A 23796-nucleotide genomic window follows, 5' to 3' on the forward strand; every position below is an offset into this window, starting at 1 on the left:
AATGATCCACTTCCACTGCTACCAGCAAGAGCCCGTCGCGTACGACGTGGGCTTCGACCCTGCGACCGGAGCGTTGAAGGTCTCGGGTGCCTTGATGGCCGAGATCGAGCTGACCACCGCCGACATCCGCACTCGCTACGGCGATGGCGACCTTCTGGTCTACGTCTGGTCGGACCCCTCAGGCAGCGTCTCCATCGGGGTCTTCCCGGGCGAAAAGAACACCGTGTCGGAGGCTCGGAAGGCCTTCCTGAAGGAGATGTGGACGACCCGGTGCCTGTTGCTCATGGCTGACCTGCCGGTGGGCACGGGGACCTGGCTCGATCCGGGCATGCGCGTCGTCTCCATCTACTCCTACACGGATCCCAAGGCGAGCGGCCACACCATCGAGGTGTCGTCCAACGAGCCTGACGCCAAGCTCGATGCCTTCAGCAGGTACCTCCAGGACAACCCGCTGCGCATAGCCTGGGCGCTCGAGAAGGGAACGGTCATCAATGCGAAGGCAGTATGACGCAGCCAAGGGCCTCACCTGGATCGATCCGACTATCACCCACTCTGACGTCCGCGCCGACACGCAGAAGCGATTCGAGCCCCTACGGGACGAGCAGCTCAAGGCCCTCATGCTCCAGGTCGCCAAGATCTCCGAAGCCTCGGGCGTCGCTCTCGACCCCGTGTTCGCCTCCGCGCTCGAGGAACGCATCCGCCTGATGGCCGATCACGCTCTCAGGAAGGCCAGCGCCGAACCGGACGGTGACGCGCCCGACGTCCATATCACCCATGTTGGCTGACCGTGGGGCCCCTGAATCCAGTCCTGGATCCCTGCCCCGATGACGACGGCGGGCCGGGAGGCCTCCAGCAGAGCAGCCTGGTCTACCTGACTACCCAAGATGCGGCGGCCGGCGTGATCGTTGGGCCGAGCGCCAATCAAGGCGGCTACCTTCGGCAGACCTGGACGCTCTGGCTCAATGGCGACGCCATCCCCGACGAAGTGAACGCCACCCTCTGGTCGAGCCCGGACGGTCATCTCTGGGCCCCCTGCGCCCAGTACCAGAAGCGCCTCCCCGGGCCCGGCGGTGACGTCTTCGACCTGCCCATCGCCTCGTACTTCCACGTGACCGTCGACCGGACCTGGCCGGGGAGCCCGAATCGTCCCGCCGTGAACTCGGCGATTCAGAGCACGAGGTAACCCATGTTGATCTCTCGCGACGGTAGTCAGACCGTCCAGCCGCCACGGCTCGACTTCCCCTTGTCCCCGCCCTCGACGTCGTTCGTCGTCGAGCACGGCTTCGGCCGCCGGCCGAACACCGTGACCGTTCTCGCCGACCGGGGCGGCGGACGCCTCAAGGTGGTCCATCCCACCATCCTCTTCGGCCCCGCCCCGGCCTTTGACGTCACGATCGTGACCTCGGCGCCCTTCACCGGTCTGGCTCTCCTCACTTGACCCCCACCCCTCTCGCGAAAAGGAGTCTCGCATGCCGCTTTCCGACGACCTCGAAATGTTGTCCCCCGTCCTGCTGCCCAACCACGACCCCACCAACCCCAACCACGCCACCCGCAAGAGCTGGGTGCAGGCCCAGGACGCCGCCACCCTCGCGTCCGCCCAGGCCTACACCGACGCAGAGACGTCGCGTGCCGAGGCGGCCGAGGCCTTACTGGCCCCGCTCGCGAATCCGACCTTCACGGGCACTCCCCAGGCCCCCACGCCGACGTCCGGGAACAACTCCGCTCAGCTGGCCACCACGGCCTTCGTGCAGGCGACGGTGGGCTCGGCGATCGCCGGTATCGACTGGAAGCGTCCGGTCTTCGCGGCCATCGCGACGGATCCCGCGAACCTGGCGGCCGTATCGCTGCCCCTCGGTGGGGCCGACGGCGCCGACCAGGTCGGTCAGCGAGTCGGCATCTTCTCGTCAAGCGTGAAGGCCGGCCTCTACACGATCGCATCCATCTCGGGCGGTGGAGGTGGCAGTGTCGCGCTCGCCGCAGGTGGCACCGTTTACCATGCGGAACCCATTCCCGACCTCAAGGCGCCCGCGTTCACGGCCGTCGCTCCGGGATCGCCCGCGCCCGCCGCCGGCTCCTACACCCTCGACATGCACCTCTCCTACGATGGCAACGGGACGTTCACCTATGACCTGTTCGTGTCGGGAGGACCGAACAGCTGGAGCAAGACCGCGGCTGGCAGCGGCACCTTCGGCGGCTTGGCCGTAGGGATCACGACGGTCACGGCCACGTTCCCCGATGCCTCCCAGGTCGTGCTGACGCTCGGTGACGGGTGGAACGGCACCGGCTCGACGACCGTCGGGACCGATATCGACACGGGGTCCGGCTCGGCCTCGGCCCAGATCTCGGTCGACTCAGGTGCCCAGACCGCGTCCCTCGTGCGCGCGAGCGACATGGACGAGGCCGCCGAATTCGACACCATGGTCATGGTCCCGGTCCAGTACGGCACGCTGGGTGGCCGGTGGTACTACCTGTCGGCCACGAGCGACACGCCCTTCGTCGTGGGCACGAGCATCGCGACCTGGACCCAGTTCATCACGGGTGCCGAACTCAGCGCCAGCATGGGCGTGCAGCTCGTCGGCAACGACATTCGAGCCGATCTGCTGTCGACCGGTGGGTTGGGTCTCGACGGCGACAGCCTGAAGATCCGTCTCCCGGCCGACTCGGGCCTCGCCACCGATGCCACCGGCCTTTTCGTGCCGCCGATGGGGATCAAGCCCGAGATGAAGGCGACGATGACCGCCAAGATCGGGGACGGGGTGAACACGACCTACGTCATCAACCACAACCTGGGGGTCGAGAACGTCGTGGCCGTGCTCAAGCGGCGCAGCGACAACAAGGTGATGGGGATCTTCCCCTACCTCACCGACGCCGACAACCTGACCCTCGTGTTCTCGGACCCGCCCACCCAGGATCAGTACGAGATCTTCATCGAGCCGGTGTCGGCCCGCATCGCCTGATCCGCGAACCGATCGAGAGGGAGCTCCACCGAGGTGGGGCTCCCTCCCCTCATGAGGAGCCGCCATGAACCACGTCAAACCCACCTCGCCCAAGGCGAGCAGGCGCCGACCCGCGCTCGAACCCAACGTCATCGTCGATCCCGAGGCAGGAGTGCCCACCGGTCCTGCCGCCGTCGTCTCGGCCGGCCCTCTGGCGCCCACGAAGACCGTCGATGCAACGGGCGTCCGGACGGCGTCGACCGGCATCGAGCATCGCCTGCGCCAAAAGCACGCCGAGGTCCTCATCCTCAAAGGGGATGCGTATGGGCTGGCTATCCAGCTCGAGAGCCTCGAGAGCGAGTACGAGCTCAAGCGCAGCGAGCTGCGGCGAGCTTGGGAAGCCGCACAGCGAAAGATTCGCACGCTCGGCGCGGCAATCGAGGCCGAGGAGACCGCGCTCGCGCTGCTGAGCGGGTGCCAGTGAGGGGTGATGGAATGAGGATGACCTTCGGATGTCGCTGGGGCCTGGTCCTGGTGTCCATGCTGCTTGGCGGCTCGACCTTTCTGGACCCGCTGGATGCCCCCCTGTACCAGGTTCGAGGAACGACCATCGTCGATGGTCAGCGCAATGGGGCCTTCTCGGCGATCGCCGGCACCACGGGGGCGTTTTCCAGCGCAGTTTCCATGGCGAACCTGACCATCGTCGGAGTCGCCGTGACGAAGACGGGGAACTTCCCGGCCGCGGCCGGCCAGGTCTTCGCCACGGGCACGACCACCCTCTGGCTTCCCCCGGCAGCTCAGACCCCCACCGGTCGCTTGCTATTCGTCTGGAACGTGGGATCCAACACGGTGACGCTGGCCGCCACGGGATCCGACACCGTGACGGTGTTCGGAGCGAACAACGCCCAGGCCGGTCCGAGGCATTCGATGCTGGCCATTTGCCATTCCTTGTCGAGCTGGATCGTCCAGGTGAACTGACCTTCGGAGAAAGGAGACGATTCATGCCGGAAGAACAGGGCCCTCAGGCCTGGTTCCACCGCATCGAGGGAATGGTGGAGGACCTGCACCGCGCCATCCTCGGAGACGTGAGGACGGGCGCCCCCGGGTTGCTCGAGGGCCATCGGGACCACGAGCGCCGCCTCACACACCTCGAGCACGCGCAGCGCGAGGGCATGGGGCGGACGGAAGCCGTGGAGCGGCGCGTCTCCGTTCTCGAGCAGGCCCCTGCGAGAGCAGCCGAAGCCGAGGTTGCCGAGCGCCAGGAAGCGAAGCGCCTCGTTCGCCGGGAGTGGACCGGGGGGATCGTCCGCGCGATCGCGTCAGCCATCGTCGGGGGGCTCATCGGCGCTGCGTTGATGGTCTGGAGCGTCATGCGCCACGTCGGCGGAAGTCTATTCCGCAACGGCCCATGAGCCGGGCGGAGACGGCCGAGCTGTGGCTTGGCATCGGGATCATCCTCCAGGGACTTTGGGGCTGTGCCGTCGGGCTGGCCCTTTTGCATTGCTGGGACTTGCACGGAAAGGAGCGCCCATGCCGAACCGATTCTACACCGCCGCCGATTGCGGGCCGGGCGGAGATCTCACCAAGTGCCACCTGCTGCTCAGCGAGGTGCGGTGCCACGACGACGCGGGTGACCCGTGCGCCGACTGTGGCGGCGAGGTCAAGCTGCTGGTCGAGACCGCCTGGGGCTTCAAGGCCATCCGAGAGGCCCTTGGCCAGCCCATCAAGGTGACGTCGGGCTATCGCTGCCGCAAGCACCAGGAACGGCTCTTCGAGGCTGCGGTCGCGAAGTACGGTTCCAGGTCCGAGGCCGCCAAGCGCGTCGCACCGCCCGGAGCTAGCCCCCATGAGTATGCCGCGGCCCTGGATTGCCACCAGAATGCCATGACCCCACGGGCCTTCCGGGACTTCGTAGCCAAGCTGTTGAGTGGCGATTGCCGACTCGGCCTGTACGAGAGCTTCGTCCACTTCGACCGGGCCCACTACCTGAACCCCAACCCCGACCCCGCTCACTTCCGCCGCGGGGCCAGGTGGGGCCGCGCCTGACAAGAGGTCCTCGATGAATCATGAATACGCCTGGTGGGCGGCCTTGACGGCCGCCCTTTGCTCTCCCTCGCTCCCCATGCTCCTTTGGAAAGGATGGTCCACTTTGAACGCGATCTTCCCCTCGATCCTGAAGATCCTGTCTCTGGTCGGTTCCCTGATCGTCATCGCCGAGGATGCACTCGGCCCTGGCACCGGCGAGCAGAAGAAGGCGAAGGTCATCGCCGATGTGCAAGCCCGCTTGCCGGGGCTTGCTGGTCAGCTCGGTATCCCCGAGTGGGCGATCGCCGTGTTCACCAATTCGGGTGTTCTCGGGGTCCTGGTCGACTCTCTGGTGGCGGTCGCCCAGGCTGCCTTGCCACAGCGAGATCTGGTAAAATGAGGTGGCTCGTTATGACGTCGTGCTGGAGCCTGCATGTCTACAAAGGAACAAGAGAACGCAGCTTGGATCATCGTCGCCGACCGCACCAACATGGAGCGGTGCGCCAAGCACGGCGTGTTCGGACTGAACGCCAAAGGGGTCCTGCTTCAGATGCGACCGGGCGACGCGCTTGTGGGATACATTCGCGGCGAAAAGGTCTTTGGAGCGCTCGGAGAGGTTACCAAGCCCTATTTCCTTGACGACGAGCCGTTGTTCGAGGGCGGCCTCTATCCCGATCGAGTCGGCATTGAGCTCAAGGTCTTCCCAAGTGGCCAAGGGCTCGATGTCTGGTCGCTGATCGACGATCTGGCGTTCGCCTCGAACAAGGTCAACTGGTGGGCATCCTTTGCCGGAGGAATTCGCAGGATTCCGATGGCGGACTTTGAGAAGATCAAGGCTGCCTTTTCGTCGGCCTCAAAGCTAATTCCGAGCTAGCAGTCCCGCGAAGCTATCACTTGGTCGCGTGATAGATGACTCGGCTTGGTTCACCCTGTGCAACTTGAGCGCTATTCAAGTCTGACCAGCGTTCGCCCAGAACATGCTGGGCAATGGTGGGTGGCAGGGCGGCCGAAAACTTCAACTCATCAATCGCCTTCTCCGGTACATTTGGCGTGAGGCTATCCGGAGAAAGGTTCGATAGGGCCGCCCGAACGGCTTCTGGATCCGCGTCTCGAAAGGAAATCGAATAGTTGTCCAAGCTCCGAACCGGCAGCCCTTGGGCCTCTAATCCATTTGCAAGCATGCGATTGGCGAGCATGCCCGCAAAGGTCCACCACCGAACGCGGCCCCGAACATCCCGAACGATCGCCGTCTCGCCCTCTCGGCACCAATCATGGTCGCTCTGGACCTTGGCGAAGAGCTCCCGAGCCCGATTCGATAGCCACTCCTCCACGTGATCACCCGCCAAGACGGCACGAATCGAGCGGCAAAGGGGGGCATGTAGCGCGAGCGAGGATCCCTCCCAGCGCGATTTACCGCCCTCCTTTGTCGGCTCCACCCACGCAATCCGGGCATTCCAGTCGATCTCGAGAATGACCCAGCTCCGGCCCCCCAACAACAGCGTCGGCGGGCGTCCTTCGCGCTCTTGGAATGACGAGGGATGGACCTGCCCCAGTTCTGTGCGCCCATGCCGGATCACGAACAGCGGGGGGGCCGTGAAAGCTGAGACCAAGTCCATGAAGTGCTGCCGACCGAACAGTTGCTCGCCACGCTTGCCGAACCCAAGCAGCCCCTCATCCTCGAACAGGACTTCGGACTCGATCATGAACCCGAGAATCGTGGCGACGGCCTCTGGTGGCATCGCATGAAAGGCCGACATACAGTGCAGCCAGTCGTGCCACTCTGAGCGCGCAAGACCGCCCTCCTGCAGCACCAGCGCCATCACCTGTTGAGCGAAGAGGTGCCACGGATGAAGCGGTGAAACGGCAGGTTCAACGAAGCCTTGCTGCCAGAGCCGCAGGAGCCCTGCTGCGCGTAAGACCGCGTCGGGGTCCGTTGCGAGAAAGAGGCAGTTGCGCCGCGAACCGGCTCGCCTCCCGGTTCGCCCCATGCGCTGCAGGAAGGAGGAGACGGTTCGCGGCGCATCGATCTGAATGACGCGGTCGAGGTCTCCCACATCCAGCCCCAGCTCCAGGGTGCTGGTCGCGACGATCACACAGTTCGTTCCTGCCGCGAAGGCGGCCTCCGCCCGTCGCCTCTCATCAAGCCCCAAGGATCCGTGTGAGACGTAGGTCTCCACTTCCAGCTGGCGCAATGAGGCGGCCAGGAGCTCGACGCGGGCCCGGCTGTCACAAAACACCAGACGCTTCTCGCCATGGTGCATGCGGCTGATGACCAGCGCCGCGTTCTCCAACGATCCCACGTAGTCGATGACGACCTCCGGGGCCTGTGAAGAGACTCCTTCCACCTTCACCACCTGTGCAGCCGGACGCTCGGCCCCAACCAGCCAGGTCGCCAGTTCCTCGGGATTGCCGACGGTGGCTGACAACCCCACCCGCTGCAAGTCACGTCCCGCCAGTCGTCCGAGTCGCTCGAGCACCGCCATAAGATGCCAGCCACGATCGTCTCCAGCGAAGGCATGCAACTCATCGATGATGATGGCCCGGAGCCCCCCGAAAAGCACCTCATGGTCACAACGGGTGGAAATGAGCATGGCTTCGAGCGACTCGGGGGTCGTCAGGAGGATGTCCGGCGGATCCTTGAGAATGCGCCGACGTTGGCTGTCGGAAATGTCGCCATGCCAGAGGGCTGCACGGCGCCCCAAGAGCGAGCAGTATTGCTGGATGCGTGGTTCGAGGTTGTTGAGCAGCGCCTTGATCGGACACACGTAGAGCACCGACAGGTGATGCCACTCCTCGCTGAGCATCTTCGAGAGGATGGGTATGACGGCTGCCTCGGTTTTTCCGCCCGCCGTCGGAGCGAGCAAGAGGATGGACCGTCCGTCCATGATTGGAGGAATCGAAGCCTCCTGAATGGGGCGCAGGCTCGCCCAACCGAGCGAGTTGACCACGTGGTACTGGACGGCTGCGTGTAGACGGTCGAAGGGACTCAAATCTCTAGCTCGAGCTCGATGGCATTGACGCTGCCCCCCTCCGTCGCCGCGCGCTCGACACGCGAGAGCTCGGAGTCGGAGAGGTTGAGGCGATAGTCGCGACGGGGATCGAAGTCAGGGAAGAGGTCCACGCGGTCCAGGACCTCGCCGACGAGCTTCTTGAGGAAGATTCGTGGCGCGACCCCCACCTTTCCCCCCAACTTCCCCGTCACCGATGCAGCGAGATCTGCGACATAGTCGTCTCCGACCAGGGTCTGGACCCGATCGGCGTGCGCCGAGTTCTGGGCGAACAGGTCGCGGACCCGCCGTCCGACCTGCTGCAGCCGGGCCATATCGAAAGCCGGGAGGCGTATCTGGACGGCTCGGGGGTTGTCCCAGCGCGCATCATCCAGGAACTCGACGTGAAGGCGCTGGGCGAGGGGCGCGAGACGCTGGACCCCCTGGGGGCCATCGTAGAAGGCGGGCGTCCCCGTGATGAGCAGGTACAGGCCAGGGAAGCGCCCCGCCTCGATCTCGTCCATGAGCTGTCGAAGGGCATTGAGGCTCTTCTCGCGAACATCCGACCGGACGCGCTGCAAGGTCTCGATCTCGTCGAGGACAAGCACGAGCCCCCCATGCCCCGAGTCTCGCAGGACGACCAGCAGCCCCTGCAAGAAGCTCAAGGCCGCGAAGTGGTCGAGATCCCCCTTGATGCCCGCTTGTCGCTTGACGCTCGCCGCAACGTTGGGTTGCCCTCCAAGCCATGCGATGAGGCCTTCGGCCGTCTCATTGTCGCCGGAGGCCACGGCTTCGCGGTACGCTCGCAGGCAGGCGGAAAATGCCGGCGCCGATCGGCTCACCTCCACGAGGCGCTTTTCCATGAGCGCATGGGTGGCGGCGAGCAGGCGCTTCTCGTCATCATCGGAAACTTCCCCGCTGGCGAGCACCGCCTCCTCCAGCGTGTAGAACCAGCCGTCGATGATCGATCGCAGCGCCCCCTGGCGACAGTCCGCCGTGCTTAGATGTTCGATGAGTCGCCGGTAGATCGTCTCCAGGCGATGCAACGGCGTCTCCTGCTCGGAGATTTGGACCTCGGCGGCCGCGAAGCCCTCTCGCTTGGCATATTCCTGGAACCATCGGGCGAAGAACGTCTTCCCACAGCCGTAATCACCGCGGAGCGCCTTGAAGAGGCCCCGTCCCGAGCGCAAGACTCCGAGCTCTTCCGTGAGGACCGGAACGAATCGTTCGAGGCCATTAGCCAGCGCATCGAGCCCCGTGGCCGGCACGGTGCCGCGTCGCAGGGCATCGAGGAGTTCGCCCCGACGTTGGGGGCTAAGATCGAGGTCGTAGGTCATGGCAGCTGAAATTGCTTCTTGAGCAAGGGGAGATCCAAGGTGACGATTTGAGCCGCCTCATCCAGGTCGAGGATGCGGAACCCCTCTACGTTGACGAGCTTCATGGCGGCGGTCAGGCATCCCCGCAGGCGCAGTTCGGAGAGTGCCAAGGCCTGTCCGAGCTGCGAGCGAGGCATCGCGAAGTTGGCCTTGTCTAAGGCGGCCAGCAGTTTCCGCATGCCATCCTCCGCAAGGCCCGCCTTGCCGGCGCGTGCCTTTTGATGCGCGTAAACGCTCGACTGGAGCAAGGCTTCCACCCAACTCACGGAGTCTAGTGGCGCAGCAAACGGTGCGAACAGGGGCAAGGCGGTCGGATCCAGGACCGCTTTCTTGGCGGGTTTGGCTGCGGGAACAGCCGGAACGACAGGCTCCCACTCGGACCACCAAGAAGGGCGCACATCGGAAGGGAGCGGCTTGAACGCCAACGCCTCCTCGCTTACAAGCACTCCCGCTCCGAACACGCCGACGGGCACAAGCATCTCCTGCGGTGTTGCACCGCCGTGGTAACCGTTCTTCTTGGCCGCGTACCTAACACCTTCGCTCCAGGGCGCAAGCATGTCTGGTCGGCCGAGAAGGGCCTGGATCCGTGGCCCCCGGACCTCAAGCTCACCGTCAGCGGGAGCCACGCCTCCCGACTTCCAGCGTTCGGCACCATCTCCCGGCAGCAAGGCCGTACCGTCCTCAAGGATGTGGCCATGGTCGCTCGTCAACACGACGATCCGGCCTGCCTGCCGGGCTTCATGCAAGAGAGCATCAAGGTCCCGGAACTGGTCGAGTCGCCAGCGCAAGCGAACCTGATCCGACTTTGCGAGGTGGTCATCCACGGCGTTGAGCACCACGCCCACCACCCGGCGCCGTCGATCCGAAATAGCTGCCCTAAGATCCGGGGCCAGGCCAAACTCGGCGGAGTCCTGGATCTGCGCCTTGTGAAAGAGCAATGGGGGTGCCGAGGGGGCCAGGCGAACTAGGTCGGGATGCGTCTCGAAGGCGCTCTTTTCGTCGGCGCTCTTGCCAAGCTTGAGGCTTCCTGAGAGCAAGCTCGAACGCCCGCACTCGGTCACGCTGGGCAAGGTGGTCAAGAGCATGGGAAAGCGTCTTCCCTGCGGGTCTCCGAGCTCGCACCAGCCGGCGCGCTCCACGGACTCCTGGACAGGGCGGAAAACGGCCATGCTCATGCCGTCGAGCACCACCACGAGCAAGGGCGCCTGCTCAGCGAGGGGCGCCATGAGGCCGGTAAGGGCTTGCTCAATGGGCATCAGGTCCGGGCTCGCTGTCGGCGCGAGGTTCCAATCTGCAAGCAGGCACGCGAACTCCCGATTCTGGGCTTCGCGCCGCGACTTGACGGCTTTAAGCAGGACCGAGATCGCCTTCGAGACGCCCGCATGCTCATCGCCACCGATGAGCTGCGAGCGCGCCCAGTCGACGAAGCTCTCTTCCGACCGGTAGCGCGAGGCGGCCTGGGAAAGCGAGGCGCTCGCCGCAACGCTCGGGTTGCGCTCCACGTAGCGTGCGAGCCGAACGGCCATCTTGAGGCGCTCAAGGCGCTCGGCATGAAGCCGCGCATCCCGATGGGCCTCGACTTCCTGCAAGAGAGATGCCACGTCCGATGCCGGCGACTTGCCTGTGGCGGCTGCCTCGAGGCGATCGGCGAAGAGGCCGAGGCGCGCGTGGAAGCCCATGGACAGCACGGAGCTCAAGCTAGCGAAGCCTTCCGCCTTGAGGTCAGCAAGCAGCCACTCCGCGTGCTGCAGCGTCGTGCGTGCCTGCGTCTCGGACAAGTCGTCCAGGAGCCCGATGGCTGCAACTGCCCACTGTTTTGCCATCTCCGGGGTCAAGGCGGCATCCCCGATCTGGGATTCCAGGCGGCCCTGTGCACGGATACCATCCGGTTCGGCCATCGCCTGCGAAGCGAAGAGGACCTCGCAGACGCACCCAATGGCGATGAGTTTGTCGCGGCTGGCGCCTTCTAGCGCTGCGCCCAGAACGTTCCCGAGCGGGCCGGCGGTCTCGGCAAAGCGTGAGCGGATAGCCGCTCTCACCTCTGGCTCGAGAGCGCCATATCGCGCCATCGCGAGCGGATCGAGGCTCCACGCGAGAACCATAGCGGCGTCCGGCCGCCCCGTCGATAGTCCCAGTTCCAGCTTCAGCACCTGATCCCAGGCTGAATCCAGGCTCAAGATGCCGGCCGGAGACGGCGGATAGCCGCCGAGCGGCTCGAGGCGCAAGAGGCATTCAGCCATCCACGTGTGCTTGATCAGGCGCGGGTCCAGTTGCTTGGCCCGGAAGCGATCTTGCACCAGCTCCCACGGCTTGAGCCTTACGAGCTCGCGGCGAGGGAACCGGACCAGAATGTCTTGGGTGAGGTCGGCCTCGGTCAAGCGGGTAAGGACGGCCATTGGTGATGCCTCTGGACGCTCAGATAGGGCAACCGACACGGCCAGCGGTGTTTCGCAGACGGCTACCGTCCAGGTCTCGTTTCCGACCCGGAGCTCCGAAGCCCCTTGCCAGCCGTCCGGCGCATGGACCCCGATGACGGAGGCATCCGCTCGCTTGGCGCGAAGCGAGGCAATGAGGGCCGAGAGCTGGGGACCCGAAAGCGCGCTCACTTAGCCTCCACCATCTGGTAAACGGCCCAGGTGATGTCGATCTCGGTCTCGGGGGGAGCCGACTTCAGCTGGTTTACGAGGTCCATGAGCAGCGTGGCAGCCTCGGCGGCTGGCATGGCGACCTTCTCTTGTCGGGGCTGGACCACTTGGCGCTTCTTGCCCTTCGGCAGGGGAGGCGCGGGAGGCGGGGGCGGGGGGATCAGCTCCTTGAGGATGCGGTGGGTAAGACGCTCAGCCTCCTTGAGCTTGTCCGAGAGCTTGTGGACATGCTCGTCACAGCGCAACGCCTCGTTGATGAGATCGAAGACGGGCTTCGCCTTTTCCTCGGGAACGTTGGTCAGGAGCTCGAAGGTGCTCCATGGCCCCCCCTCGAGGGTTCGGTGCAGCGCCTCGGCCTTGGCCATCGCGACGGCTAGAGCCGCCTCGGGGACGTTGAGCGGAGTCTTGGCGAAGGTCTCGACCACCGCGTCCTTGCCGGCCGTGCTCAGAGCGCTCAACAGGCCGTGGGCGGCCTGGGCCGTTTGGTGACGTGCCGAGTCGGAAGGCTGAAGCCGTCGCTCTGCAAGACGGGTCTGGAGCTCCTTGAGGTAGAGGCTCACAGGCATCTGGAGAGCTTGAGGCTTGGCCTTGAGCTCCTCGATGAGCTTGGCGACGTTGGTGGCGCTGGGCAAGGACGACACCGTCGAGCCGAACAAGTTGGCTGCACGGCTGGCTGCCACACGCCAGGTCTCCTCGTCGGGTAGCGCCTGCTCGCGCAGCTCGTAGGCATTCTGGAGGTCTTCCATGGAGGGCGTCACGGTGACGCCGTTCATGTGGAAGATCCGGTTGGTCTGGGCAGCGAAGACCAGGATCGAGAGGTTTTGCAGCTCAGTGCTTAAGCCGCGCGGTTGCGGCTCATCGAGCCACTCCCTCAGCTGTCGAACCGACGGAGCCGCAATGCCCTTTTCGGAACACTTTCGGGTGAAGAAGCTCTTCCATTCGTCGCCCAGAACGAAGTGAGTCTCGCCCATGGCCCCGAGCTTGAGGGGAACGGCTATCTTGCGCATCTCATCCCGGACAGTGCGATCGACCTCGATGCGGCCGTCCTTCTCCTGGGTGGCCTTCAGTACGACTTCCAGGACCCTCTTGAGGCTGGGGCGCTTGATCTCCGTCTCGAAGCGGGGATGGTCGGGATAGTCATGATCGAGGGCCTGCTCGCACAGATGCTGAAGGCAGTCCTGGAAGCCGGACCCTACCGGCGGTTGGGGCTTGAAGCCCGGCATCAGGGACCAGTAGTGCTCATCGAGCTCGAGCGCATGATCGATCCCGTTGGTCCGCATCTGAGCGATGCCATACCCTTCGAGCAAGCAGTTGATGATGCGCTGCCGCAGTTGCTGGCGCTGATTGTCGAGCAGGAGTCTTGCTTGTTCACGCTCAAGCTGGGTGAGGTTGGCGCTGTTCTCCTGTAGCTTGGTCCCCTGGAGCAGGTACTCAATCACGACCAGCTTGCCAAGGTCTTCCATGGCAGGCCGGTTGAAGAAGGATGGTAGCCACACGAGCGTGCGCGTAGCCTCGCCCGACTCCTGAACCTCCAGCACCTTGGCGCGATCGTCCTTCGGGCCATGGTCGTCCCGGTCGAAGGGGTAGTCGATGACCACCCGCCAGCCTTCCGACTGAGTCTTCAGAGCTTCGGCAGTCATTTCGCGGACGTTGGCGAACGTCAAATCGATCGTGCGCCGGGTGCCCCGCCAGAGGATCTCTTTGCGGTTGAAGAAGCCTTCTTGGGCCACTTCCTTGAACTGTTCGAAGAGCAACTCCTTGATCTTGGCGATGCGGTTGCTGGTGTTGTCCGCGCTCTTGGCGTTTTCGAGGATCGCATCGGTATCGACCCCCGAGAGCTGGAGGGCGATGGTCGGGTTTGGCCCCTCGCCGGAGATCTTGATCTCACCGACCCTCGCCGCCCATGCCTGGAACTTGCGCAGGACAATCTGAGCCTCCTGTCCTGCGATCGGAGACTTGATCGTGCCGTGGTTGAGCGCAGCGAGGCGCAGCGGGGTGAGGTTGCCGAGCACCTCGACGTCCGGAGCCAGGCTCGCCAGGATCAGGGTCTTGATCAAGCGGGCGTCGTTGGTGAAGCGCTTGGCGACGTCAGCTAGAGCGGTGCCATCGGCCACAGCCTCGGCGGTGACCTGATGCTCCTCCTCGAGCATGGGCTTGAGCTTCTGCTCGTAGAGCTTCACGGCCGTCTCGAAGGTTAGGCGCATCCCCTTGGAGAAGGGTTCAGCCCCCTCCTGGATGACGTCGAAGAGATCGCCCACGGGCACGACCTCGCCCACTTCGAGGGTATCACGCTTGTTGACCAAAAGCTGGATCATCAGCTTGAGCGCCGTGCGCTCGCGTTGCAGGACCGACGAGAGAGAGACTAATGCCCGGACCAGCGCGGGGCTGAAGGGGTAGAGCTTGCGGAAGTCGTCCTGGTTGCTATTCCGGGTGAGCAGGGTGCTCATGATTTCTTCCCGAGCCTTGGCGGTCTTGGCGAAGGCCTCGTCCAGGATGCGTCGGGCCTCTTCGGACTTGGGCTTGAGGACGCGCTTCTCGGCGATGGCCGGGAGGTTACGGTCCTCAAGGGTAATCTCGTCGAAGCGGGCGTTCCACCACGTGAGGACGTCCGCGAAGCCGAGCTGCTCGGCGCCGGGCAGGTGCTCACCCACCAGCTCGCGCAGGTCCCGCTGGCGCGCGATGAAGCTGACGATGGGGATGGGGCGCTCCGAAGACTGGGCCTCCACCAGCTTCGCGACCTTCTGGCCCTCGCGATTGACGAAGTCGATGTCCGAGGCATGGCTCGCGAGCCACAGGATCAGCTCGTCGAGGAATAGAATGACCGCGTCGTAGCCCAAGGACTGCGCATGCTTGGACATGATGGAGAGGCCTTCGTCCAGGGAGACGAAGCCTCCGTCCGTGTGGCTCGCCAGGTCCTTAGCCTGCTGGAAGAAGGTGTCCACCAGCTTACCGACTAGGCGTGTCCGGTCGTCCGAGGTCGCCGGGGCGCTGAGGGCCGCATCGAAGGTCTCCGCATCCCATGAAGCCAGGCTGCCCCAGCCGGAGTCCTCATCCGATCCTAACGCGGCAAAGAAGGCCTCGTCGCCCATGCGCGCGCGCAGGGCCTGGGCGTCGCGGAAGAGCGCGTCGGCCAGGTAGAAGCCCGGGGTGGGGGCGTCGGGATGGACCTTGGCCACGTACTTGGCGTACTGGTCCAGGATGCCCGCCTCGAGGCTCCGTGCCCCGATCATGTGGTAGGGCACGACGAGGAATTTCCTGCCCTCGGTCCACGCATTGCTCTGGCTGACAACACCCGCTAGCTCAGGGACAGAGCGGGCAGTCGGATTGTTCTGCAGTAGCAGGGTAAGGACCGCCATGAAGTGGCTCTTACCGCTACCAAAGCTTCCATGAAGGTATGCGCCCTTGCTGGTGTTGGCATCCAGCCCGCTCTTGACCAGGCTCATGGCCTGCTCGAAGCACTTGGCGAGCTGGGGTGTGACCACGTAGGACCCGAGGGTCGCCTCCGGGTGAACCACGCCGTCGGTGAGCTTGAGGACGAAGTCGCCCTGGTGGACGCGCTCGGGGATAGAGAAGATTTCGTTGATAGTCGTCATGTGAACGCCTCTTTAGTTACTCACCGATGCGCGCCGACCACGGCGAGCCGCAGTAGCCGGCGGTTTCCAAGCCTTGAGGTCGCTGACCGTGAGCTGATGCAGGTGAAGCTGCTCGAGGAGGTAGCCCTCGAAGAAATCCCCCATCCGCTGATCGTACTCGGGATCGATTTCGTTGTGCCATTGCTTAAGCCAAGGGGTCAGCTCCTGGAGGCCGGCGAAAAGGGGAGTCAGTCGCTCGGCACTCCACCCTTCGTTGGTCACGATCTGGGTCAGGTAGCTGGTGAGGGCACGGGCTTGCCGTAGGTGGTCCCAGCCCGCCCAACCGACAAGCAGGCTCGGATCCCCGTCACGAGAACAGTGAGGATAGCTTATGAAGCGCTCCTTAGGCACATCCAGGGCTCCCCGAAGGCGCCAGTAGGTCGCGCTAAGGAAATCCGCCGACTTGTATTTTGGCGGGGGGGGGATGGTACCCACGTCCTCACCGGCATCCTCGCGGCGCTGTAGCTCCCATGTGCGCTCCCAGACGGCCCGATGGCGTAGACCCGATTCCTTGTAGCGCAAGACAGGTAGGAAGGGTACGCTTTCGCTCTCAACGAGCTCCGCGACGAGCCGGCGCAGATCGACACCCTCATGGCCGACGTAAAGTTCAGCAACCTGGAGGAACTCCGCGTCGGTCTGGGCTTTAGAGGCCAGGTCGTAAACGGTCTGGGGCATTGGGTCTTCATTTGCCCAGTAGCGGGGATCCTCCAGCCGGTCGATCAGCCACTCGCGCAGGGCCTCCTTTTCGAGTTCCTCCCATGCGGGGGTGTTCCAGCGGCGCTTGTACTCAGGCTTTTCGATCAGGGCGATATTTCGATCTGACTCGATCAGCGCGATCCGCTTCTCGACGACCGACTTGTAATCATCAGGCCAATGAGTAGGTATTTCGGTAACAGGAGTAGATCGGTGGCTTTCGAACCAAGCCGTCTCAAGCTCCCCGGCTGCCATTTGTCGGGCCATGACAATCTCGAAGGCCCGTTCGCCAAGTCGTACCTCGGGAGGATTAGGATGCGTCAAGTCCTCCTCCGATAGACTATATAGACGATAGCAATGCCAATCAATCTCCTCTTGTATGGCGATCATTCCATGCATGGATTTTGTGGCAACCGTATGAGCTCTATCAAGCTCATTTCGATCCAGAACACCATTTTCTGTTAACTTGCTCGGCAAATTCGCGGCGTATTGCTGAGCAAAATAATCAAGCTGTCTGGTCAAAGCAAGGGGACTTGTCCTGCTTAGTGGAAACTGACCAACCTTTGTGCCGTCGAATTCGTATCGGTTTTCCCAATCCAAGGTCCCCTTATTGGCATCCTTAGGAAAGCATACCTGTTTTAGCCAAAAGCATGCAATTGAGCTGTTTAGTACACCTAACAGCTTGAGGTGATCGTCCTCGGAAGCAGTAGATCCAAGCTTAATGACGGGTGCTGTTTGCTTGAAGACCTTCCCACCACGATCAAGCACGAAGTGGTTGTGGGTAGCGACGAAGGCAAACACGATTGATAGCGGGAGTTTGTTTCTTTCGATCGGAATCTGATGATACTCGTAATATGGACGGCCGACTTGTTTGTAGGTTTGTTTTCCAAAAGCGGCTCGGCTTGCCAGTGTGGCTCGATAGTTCCACAAACAGGATGTTGCTATTCCTTCTGGAGCCAATCCAACATTGCCATCATAAGGAAAGAAAATAAGCTGCGGGGCCTGAAGTGACCACTCACGAACCCCATCGCCGACCGCCATCTGCCGGATATGTTGCTTTGACACGCTACGCGCACGAAGTGCCGAAAGGAAGAACGCCTCTTCCTCACTCACGATACAACCGAACCCGATACTGGCGACCTGGTCGTCGAGCGCCCCCCCCCCGGCATTGGCGTCGATAAATTCCTTGAGCTCAGCGGCACCACCTCCCCCGATGCTCCACGGATGCTTTGCCAATGTATTTCGATCGACGTCTGCTACGCTGACGAACTCGCCGGTACTACCCGGCTGGTCCACGAGTGTACAAATCTGCTGCCACACAAGACCTTTGGCAGGATCTTCCGGAGTGCCTGGCTCGCCCTTGATCCCCATCACCACGCGGATCGCTTGCGCCACCGGCCCCCTGTGCCTACCAAGGAGGATAACGGTTGGCGTGTTGTGGCCGGGAATTGAAGCGCCAGCCGTAGAGATTGCGTGCGTAAGATCCTGCCTGGGCAGGAATTCTTCGATCAGCTTCTTGCCAAATTCCCGCTTCATGAAAGAATCTGCAGTGATCATCCCAACGAAACCTGCGGACTGGCTGTCCACGCCGACAATCGCGAGGTCGAAGAAGCGTTCCGTGAATGGAACTCCAAGCGAATACTTGCGATGGCAAGTTGCGTAAAGTTCCCGATACTTAGCATTGATGGCTGGATCTGAGGCCGTGATGTACGGGGGATTACCGACCACGGCATGGTACTGCTGGCCAAGAATACGGTTGAGCTCAGCAAGATCCTCTGCTTGGAAGGAATGGCCATATCCAGTCTGCTCGAGCCGCTCAGAACCTCCATATACCTCTGAGAAGGCAAAGAGCCTGTCGAATCGCTTGCCATGAAGCAGGCTATCGCCTGTAGCTAAGCTGATTTTAAAATCTGGCGCCTCTTTCAGCGTTTGCACAAGGCTGGCCTTGAGCGCTGCAATTAGCAGGCGAAAGCGTGCAATTGCCACCGCAAACGGATTCAGGTCCACCCCGTAGACCCCATTCAGCGCGCGCTGTGCAAGCTCCCTTTCGGGAATAGCGGGTTCAGCCTTGAACCAGCGATCCAGTAGACGCTCGAATGCCCCAAGCAGGAAGTGCCCCGACCCGCACGTCGGATCGATGAGCCGAGTTTCCTTCAAGCCGAACTCTTCTAACGCGGGATCGAGCGTGCGATCGAGGATGAACTCCTCGACGAACTCGGGCGTCTGAAGCAACGCATATCGCTTGCGTGCCGACTCCGAGAGGTCCTGGTAGAGATCCCCCAGAAAACGCGTCCGCCACTCGGGATCCGTAAAGTCGTGAACCAATTCGCCGGTTTCGGGAACAATGCTCCGCCAAAACAGGAGGAGATCCTTGGCCATGTCCCCAGAAATTGAATATGCCCAGAGCGGGTTATGATCCGGATCATACAGGGGAGCAGCCACCTTGAACTGGCGCACCCGCTCGAAGACATCTTGCAGATAGTCGCGGTCGCTCGCCATCGGTTGCTTCCGGAAAAAAGCTTCCTGTGCATCCGAGGCCTCCTGCCGACGGTCTCCCGGTCCAGAGATCATGGGGTCGATGAGGCCATTGTCCTCCAGAAAGCGTACAAAGACGCATCCGAGCAACCAAGCCACCGCCGCCTGGGTGAGTACCCCGTCGCGCCAGACCTCGAAGGCCTCGGCCGTCCGCCCCGCCGCGCGGGCTGCGTCATACTCGCCTCGTAGCGTTGCACCCATTGACTCGTCGGTCTCGGAGCGCGATCGGAGATCGTCTTCGAGGCGAGTGCAACGGCGCTGCAAGTCAGTGAGTAGGCGCTTGGGATCAATCACAGGGTTTCTCCGTTCAGGGCGTAGGCACGAGCGTGGAGCGATGGCGGTTTTCGAGCCAGGCGTGAGGAATGCGAACCCACTCCGAGGCCGTTATCAGGGGGACAGCTTGCCTCTCTAGCTTGGGGGCGGTGCTTTGATCGTCCGATGCAATGAGCACCAAGTAGCCAGGGGCGCCGGAATCGGAACGAGCACAGTCGTCACGCAGGCGCTCGAGCAACTCCATGTGATCGTACCGGGCGATGAGCGCGTTCTCGACCATGAGGACAGGGGTGGAACTGGTCGACAGTTCTTGCTCGACCTCACCCATGGCCCGCTTCACCAGGCCCCGCAGGTTGCGCCAAGCGTTCGAGTCACGAGGTGTCCCATCAGCCGAAACGACCACCTCCCATTTGGCACCCACCGCCTGAGCCGCCGAGCGCAACTTGCGCACTAGGAGCGACTCGAAACTGACGCGATGCACCTCGAAGCGCTTCGTGATCTCGGCCTCGGCCCGTAGCAGATACTTGGGCTCGATGGCGAGCAAGAGAAAACGCCGGTCGGTGACGGCCCGCTCCAAGCGGGTTTCGAAGGCCCGAGCATCCAGGATCTCATCCGAGGGCAAGTTCTCGTGGGCCGAGGCGGTGCTCAGACGGTGCAAGGTGGAGGAAGACGCACCCACGAGGTGAATCCGGGTGGCGTAGGCTCCCCGTCCATCCAGTGCGACGTGATCCCACTCCATTTCGACCCCGGCGGCCTTGATCAGCTCGTCCAGCTGCGGACGCCCCGGCAAGGGAGCCGCCTCAGGGTAACGGCTCATAACGCGGTCTTGGACCTGTTTGACCGTCAACTCCTTAGGCCCAACGATAGCTCCCGCCCCAAGACGCAGCGCACGATCAGCGCCCATGCCACGGGGATAAAGCTCCATGCGGCTGGACAGGCATGCCAATCGAGAGGCAGAACGAGCCAGCAAAAGGCATCGCTCGGGCGTCAGCTTAGCCATCGCCTCGGGAACAGGCACCGCTTGCAACTCTTCGAGCACCCGCTGCGGGGTCAGGAGAGGATCCGCCGCGGCAAGCTCATCTGCCTTTTCGCCCAGGCGCTCTGCGTACTGCGCGCGAGCCGACGCAGAATCCGCGAAGGCAGGTGACAAATCCCCGGTCGCGGCGAGGAACAAATGCGCTTTACCGCGATAGAGGACGACCTGAGCCTTCTCGCGCACCGTCTCGACCTCGAGCGCGGCGCGAATCGCCGCCACCGCAAGTCGGGTCCGCACGGGCTCCTCGCTAATGGAGCCCCGCTGGGTCAGAATCGCTGCCGCCAGCTCCTCGCCAGTCATGATGCCGCCATGGCGTTCCAGGATGTCCCCGACATCCTTCCTCAACGCCGTCATCCACGTATCGTCCCAGCGCTTGCGCGCGCGCTCAAGCACACTTTCGACCGTCGCTCGCGACACAGCCAGGCGTTCGGCTACGTCTCCCAATGGAAGCCAAGCGCCAATCCGCTCGTCGAGTCCAAGAATGGCCCTCAACACGGGAATCTCAACATCATCCAAGCGATCGTGGACCAGACGCCGCGAGAGTCGATCAACGCTCCAGCTCCGGGGATCGGTCTTGATGTCCTCGCTCGACGCTCCAACCTCGGCGTCAACCGCTTCGGGAAAGCGCTTTGCGAGACGCTCGGCCAGATCGCGAACGTCTTTGATGGTCTTGTTGCCAATCCCCTTGTTGCGGTAGAGGCGAATGCGGGGAAGCGCAATCACCTGCCGTACCGTGGCAGCTCCGAGGCGATCGAGCGAGCTCAGGATGCGAGGGCTGAGTCCCAGTGAGGCGAGTGGCGAGTCGAGGGTGGCCGAGGCGATGGCCCGATCGAGATCGAAGCCACCGTCGTGATCCGTGGTGACCGTCGGTTTGTCGACTTGCTCGAAGACGCGGCGCCATGCCTTGAGCATCTGCTCGGCATTCTCGAAGCGGCGGCGGTAGTCGCTGTGCAGGGCTTTGGCGAAGAAGTCGGCCAGATCCTCGCGAACCGAAGGGTCGAAGAGGTTGGCATCGAGCGAAACCTCCACCGCGAGAGAGCCCGGGTCGGACTGGCCGTCTCCCCAAGTCGGGAGTACGCCGGTCGCCATCTCGTAGAGAGTCACACCGGCTGCGAAGCGCTCCGCGTAGAGATCCCAGCGGGGCGGAGTGCGGCGGCGGAGGAAGGGGTCCAGGTAGGGCGGCGTGCCCGCCCGTAGGTTCTCGACTGGGGTGCCCGAGAGAGAGAAGTCGAAGAGCACCAGCGTGCGTCGGCCGTTGCGCGTCTCGCCGATGGCGATGTTATCCGGCTTGATGTCCCGGTGCGAGATGCCCTGGGCCTCGAGGTAGGCCACCGCCAAAAGGAGCTCCTCACCGAAGCGCTCCAGCAAGTCCATGGAGAGGCGCCCCTCGTCGCGGAGCCGTTGCGCCATGGTCTCGCCAGCTCCCGACTGAGTGAGGTGGAGCGCCGCATGACCGCTGATTTCGAGGACCTCGTTGAGCGCCACCAGGTGCTGGTGACGCAGGCCCTTAAGCAATTCTCCCTCTTGCCGGATGCGGTCGTTCTGCGCCGGATCCAGGGCGATCTTGAGGACGCCCTCCTTGCCATCGCGCTCGACCCAGAGGGCGACACTGGTCGCCCCTTTGCCGAGGGGACGCTTGACCACGAAGCCGCCCTCTAACTTGTCGCCCGGCTTGGCCTCCAGGGGGTTGGCTACGGCCTCGGGATCGGGCGCCGTGATGGCCTCTTCGAGTTGGTAGAGAAGATCCAGGAACTCGTCCACCGACCCCAAGCGTAGGTCCACGGCTGGAGAGGTGCTGAACTGGATGAGATCTGTGAGTTCCATGCTGGCGCCGTCCAGCGCGTCCTCGATGCGCAAGCCGTTGCCCGTGGCACATTTGGTCTGAAGCTCATGCAGGCTGGAGGCCGGCGGACGCCCAGAAAAGACGTGGTAAGCAATGGCTCCGAGCGAGAAGACATCCAGCTTGACGCCATCGAATGCCATTCCCGCCAGCGACTCAGGCGCCTGATACAAGAGGCTTTGCGGATCCCCGAACAGGCTCAGGTGCATGCAGCCTTCCAGGGTGGGGCGCTGGTTGGTCAGGGTATCGCTCGAGCGCTTACCGGCTTGCCAGTCGAAAACCTTGAGGGTCCGATCCTGCGTCTCAGGCTTCGAAACCAGAACGGTTTGAGGGCTAAGGGCACGGTGGTAGATACGGTGGCGGTGCGCGAACTGCAAGGTCTCGGCAAGCACGCGAACGATGCGAATCCGCTCGCCCATATCGAGCTTGTCCAGATGCTCGCGCAGAAAGAAGTCGAGACGCTGCGCGTCGGGGTCGTGCTCGAACAGCACGGCCGGTCCCCGCTCGTGCTCGGTGAAATCGCTGGCCTTGAGAATTCCTGGGTAACTGATCCCGTCGAAAAGCAGGAACTCGCGCTCAGCCGCCTGTCTCCGCTCCACCCGCGAGAGTTCCGATGCCTGCAAGGCATTTGGATAAAGGCGGACGCGTCGTAAGACCTTCGGCATGGCGACGTGGTGGGCCGCCCAGTCTTGGTAGGCATCGGTCTCGAGCAACAGCTGATCCAGAAGGTAATCGCCGATGCGGCGGCTGCGCTGCGACGGCCGGATCCCCGCCTGGTCCATGGCGCGGGCGAAAGCCCGAGAAACCTCCGCCTCAAGCGCCCAATGGGCGGGACTTGGCAGGCCCGTTCGGCTATCGACCTCGCCCTTGAGCACCTCCATGATGCTCGGGCGCCCATCGCGCTGGGCCTCGGCCCGCAAAAATACGCTCGTTCGCCCGGTCTCCGTCAGTTCGCAGCGGAGATCCGGCGCCGACAGGAAGATCACCGGATCGACATAGGGGATGCGAACCTTCTTGAGCGCCGTTTGGCGAGAGAGGAGGCTCTTGAGCTTCTTCGACTTGCGGTCGGCCAAGAGCAACGGGTTGTCATCCGCCCGGGCTTTGCCGTCTAGAGACCAGGTCCATGTACCGCCGTCCCCTTGAAGCAGGCCGGGGCGACTCTTGATCTCGACCAGGAATACCTTGTAGCGGGAGACCACGAGGAGGTCTACCTCGTTGAGGCTGCCGTCCTCGGCGATGAACTCGAAGTTGCTCCACGCTCGGAACGGTTCGCCATCTGGAAGTCGTTCACGGATGTAGGCCAACGCCTCGCGTTCCCAGGGGAACTCGGACTCAGAAACGACCGTCCATCGGCTGTTAGAGTTGCTCATCCGAACGCAGTAGATCCTCTCTTGATATCTCTAACAGAATTATACTGGCGCCAGGCCTCAGTTGCTAGGTCCCAGGGCAGGCGTTCTTCCAAGACCTGCCGTCAATCTGGCGTCACTGGAGAAGTGTGGCCCGCCCCTCTAGCGAAGATGGCCAATTTTGCCCTCCTGACGAAGCCCCTCCGCAATGGCTTGCATAACCTCCGCTAAGTCCACTGTGCGCTCAAAGTCCACCACCGCCAGGTCCGGTAGGGGATCCATTTGCTCAACCTCGGCCTCAGTGAAGGCGATCTCGACGTCGTAGCCGCGAGCCTTGAGCTGCTCCTTGAGAAATTCGAGCAAGTCGGGGCGTGGGTCGACAATCGCGATCCGTAAAGGCATCGTGCGTTCTCCTTCGGATGGCTGCCCGTTTGCTGGGCTAGCGACAGCAGACTGTCGAGCCCTTTACCGG

18 protein-coding genes are annotated in these 23796 nt (G+C 63.2%); 11 read left to right on the forward strand and 7 right to left on the reverse strand.

Going from position 1 to position 23796, the window contains the following annotated elements; translation table 11 throughout:
* The first annotated feature begins 1 nt into the window (after position 1).
* The 11 genes from J7643_03785 (at position 2) to J7643_03835 (ending at position 5835) form a co-directional block, all read left to right on the forward strand.
* Positions 2-508, forward strand: coding sequence for a hypothetical protein (locus J7643_03785; GenBank protein MBO9539695.1), 507 nt, complete (start codon positions 2-4; stop codon positions 506-508).
* The gene (locus J7643_03790; protein MBO9539696.1) at positions 492-785 is read left to right on the forward strand and encodes a hypothetical protein; all 294 of its coding nucleotides are present in this window, start codon (positions 492-494) and stop codon (positions 783-785) included. The genes J7643_03785 and J7643_03790 overlap by 17 nt, the downstream gene beginning before the upstream one ends.
* Before the next feature lie 2 nt (positions 786-787).
* Positions 788-1183 carry a hypothetical protein gene (locus J7643_03795; protein ID MBO9539697.1) on the forward strand — a complete coding sequence of 132 codons (396 nt, stop codon included), beginning with the start codon at positions 788-790 and terminating at the stop codon, positions 1181-1183.
* A gap of 3 nt (positions 1184-1186) precedes the next feature.
* Entirely contained in the window at positions 1187-1438 is a 252-nt protein-coding gene (locus J7643_03800; GenBank protein ID MBO9539698.1) for a hypothetical protein, read from the forward strand.
* A gap of 31 nt (positions 1439-1469) precedes the next feature.
* Positions 1470-2957 (forward strand): hypothetical protein, encoded by a 1488-nt coding sequence (locus J7643_03805; protein MBO9539699.1) that lies wholly within the window; start codon positions 1470-1472, stop codon positions 2955-2957.
* Between the two features lie 64 nt (positions 2958-3021).
* Positions 3022-3420 (forward strand): hypothetical protein, encoded by a 399-nt coding sequence (locus J7643_03810; protein MBO9539700.1) that lies wholly within the window; start codon positions 3022-3024, stop codon positions 3418-3420.
* 17 nt (positions 3421-3437) lie between these two features.
* Complete coding sequence (locus J7643_03815; GenBank protein MBO9539701.1) at positions 3438-3914, forward strand: hypothetical protein; 477 nt, start codon at positions 3438-3440, stop codon at positions 3912-3914.
* A gap of 23 nt (positions 3915-3937) precedes the next feature.
* On the forward strand, positions 3938-4348 hold the full coding sequence (locus J7643_03820; GenBank protein ID MBO9539702.1) for a hypothetical protein: 411 nt from the start codon (positions 3938-3940) through the stop codon (positions 4346-4348).
* 118 nt (positions 4349-4466) lie between these two features.
* Positions 4467-4982 carry a D-alanyl-D-alanine carboxypeptidase family protein gene (locus J7643_03825; protein MBO9539703.1) on the forward strand — a complete coding sequence of 172 codons (516 nt, stop codon included), beginning with the start codon at positions 4467-4469 and terminating at the stop codon, positions 4980-4982.
* Between the two features lie 103 nt (positions 4983-5085).
* Positions 5086-5361 carry a hypothetical protein gene (locus tag J7643_03830; protein MBO9539704.1) on the forward strand — a complete coding sequence of 92 codons (276 nt, stop codon included), beginning with the start codon at positions 5086-5088 and terminating at the stop codon, positions 5359-5361.
* Positions 5362-5394: 33 nt separating this feature from the next.
* A complete protein-coding gene (locus tag J7643_03835; GenBank protein MBO9539705.1) occupies positions 5395-5835 on the forward strand; it encodes a hypothetical protein in 441 nt (146 codons plus the stop codon).
* Positions 5836-5851: 16 nt separating this feature from the next.
* Here the strand turns inward: J7643_03835 and J7643_03840 are convergent, their stop codons facing one another.
* The 7 genes from J7643_03840 to J7643_03870 all read right to left on the reverse strand — a co-directional run bounded on the left by J7643_03840 (position 5852) and on the right by J7643_03870 (position 23726).
* Positions 5852-7951, reverse strand: a complete 2100-nt coding sequence (locus J7643_03840; GenBank protein MBO9539706.1) for a DEAD/DEAH box helicase — start codon at positions 7949-7951, stop codon at positions 5852-5854.
* Positions 7948-9285 carry a BREX system ATP-binding protein BrxD gene (gene brxD / locus J7643_03845; GenBank protein MBO9539707.1) on the reverse strand — a complete coding sequence of 446 codons (1338 nt, stop codon included), beginning with the start codon at positions 9283-9285 and terminating at the stop codon, positions 7948-7950. Before brxD ends, J7643_03840 begins: the two co-directional genes overlap by 4 nt.
* The gene (gene pglZ / locus J7643_03850) at positions 9282-11930 is read right to left on the reverse strand and encodes a BREX-2 system phosphatase PglZ (protein ID MBO9539708.1); all 2649 of its coding nucleotides are present in this window, start codon (positions 11928-11930) and stop codon (positions 9282-9284) included. The genes brxD and pglZ overlap by 4 nt, the downstream gene beginning before the upstream one ends.
* On the reverse strand, positions 11927-15562 hold the full coding sequence (locus J7643_03855) for a phage resistance protein (protein ID MBO9539709.1): 3636 nt from the start codon (positions 15560-15562) through the stop codon (positions 11927-11929). Before J7643_03855 ends, pglZ begins: the two co-directional genes overlap by 4 nt.
* Positions 15563-15574: 12 nt before the next feature.
* A complete protein-coding gene (pglX, locus tag J7643_03860) occupies positions 15575-19123 on the reverse strand; it encodes a BREX-2 system adenine-specific DNA-methyltransferase PglX (GenBank protein ID MBO9539710.1) in 3549 nt (1182 codons plus the stop codon).
* 13 nt (positions 19124-19136) lie between these two features.
* Positions 19137-23348: a BREX system serine/threonine kinase PglW gene (gene pglW / locus J7643_03865; GenBank protein MBO9539711.1), complete on the reverse strand. Its 4212-nt coding sequence runs from the start codon at positions 23346-23348 to the stop codon at positions 19137-19139.
* A gap of 138 nt (positions 23349-23486) precedes the next feature.
* Positions 23487-23726, reverse strand: coding sequence for a response regulator transcription factor (locus J7643_03870; GenBank protein MBO9539712.1), 240 nt, complete (start codon positions 23724-23726; stop codon positions 23487-23489).
* Positions 23727-23796: the final 70 nt, after the last annotated feature.

It is taken from the genome of bacterium, from assembly GCA_017744355.1.
In the GTDB taxonomy this organism is placed as follows: domain Bacteria; phylum Cyanobacteriota; class Sericytochromatia; order S15B-MN24; family UBA4093; genus JAGIBK01.

Coding starts and splice junctions, on each gene's coding strand:
- J7643_03785 (MBO9539695.1), top strand. CDS start 2: ATGATCCACTTCCACTGCTACCAGCAAGAGCCCGTCGCGTACGACGTG.
- J7643_03790 (MBO9539696.1), top strand. CDS start 492: ATGCGAAGGCAGTATGACGCAGCCAAGGGCCTCACCTGGATCGATCCG.
- J7643_03800 (MBO9539698.1), top strand. CDS start 1,187: ATGTTGATCTCTCGCGACGGTAGTCAGACCGTCCAGCCGCCACGGCTC.
- J7643_03805 (MBO9539699.1), top strand. CDS start 1,470: ATGCCGCTTTCCGACGACCTCGAAATGTTGTCCCCCGTCCTGCTGCCC.
- J7643_03810 (MBO9539700.1), top strand. CDS start 3,022: ATGAACCACGTCAAACCCACCTCGCCCAAGGCGAGCAGGCGCCGACCC.
- J7643_03815 (MBO9539701.1), top strand. CDS start 3,438: ATGACCTTCGGATGTCGCTGGGGCCTGGTCCTGGTGTCCATGCTGCTT.
- J7643_03820 (MBO9539702.1), top strand. CDS start 3,938: ATGCCGGAAGAACAGGGCCCTCAGGCCTGGTTCCACCGCATCGAGGGA.
- J7643_03825 (MBO9539703.1), top strand. CDS start 4,467: ATGCCGAACCGATTCTACACCGCCGCCGATTGCGGGCCGGGCGGAGAT.
- J7643_03835 (MBO9539705.1), top strand. CDS start 5,395: ATGTCTACAAAGGAACAAGAGAACGCAGCTTGGATCATCGTCGCCGAC.
- brxD (MBO9539707.1), bottom strand. CDS start 9,285: ATGACCTACGACCTCGATCTTAGCCCCCAACGTCGGGGCGAACTCCTC.
- J7643_03855 (MBO9539709.1), bottom strand. CDS start 15,562: ATGACGACTATCAACGAAATCTTCTCTATCCCCGAGCGCGTCCACCAG.
- pglW (MBO9539711.1), bottom strand. CDS start 23,348: ATGAGCAACTCTAACAGCCGATGGACGGTCGTTTCTGAGTCCGAGTTC.
- J7643_03870 (MBO9539712.1), bottom strand. CDS start 23,726: ATGCCTTTACGGATCGCGATTGTCGACCCACGCCCCGACTTGCTCGAA.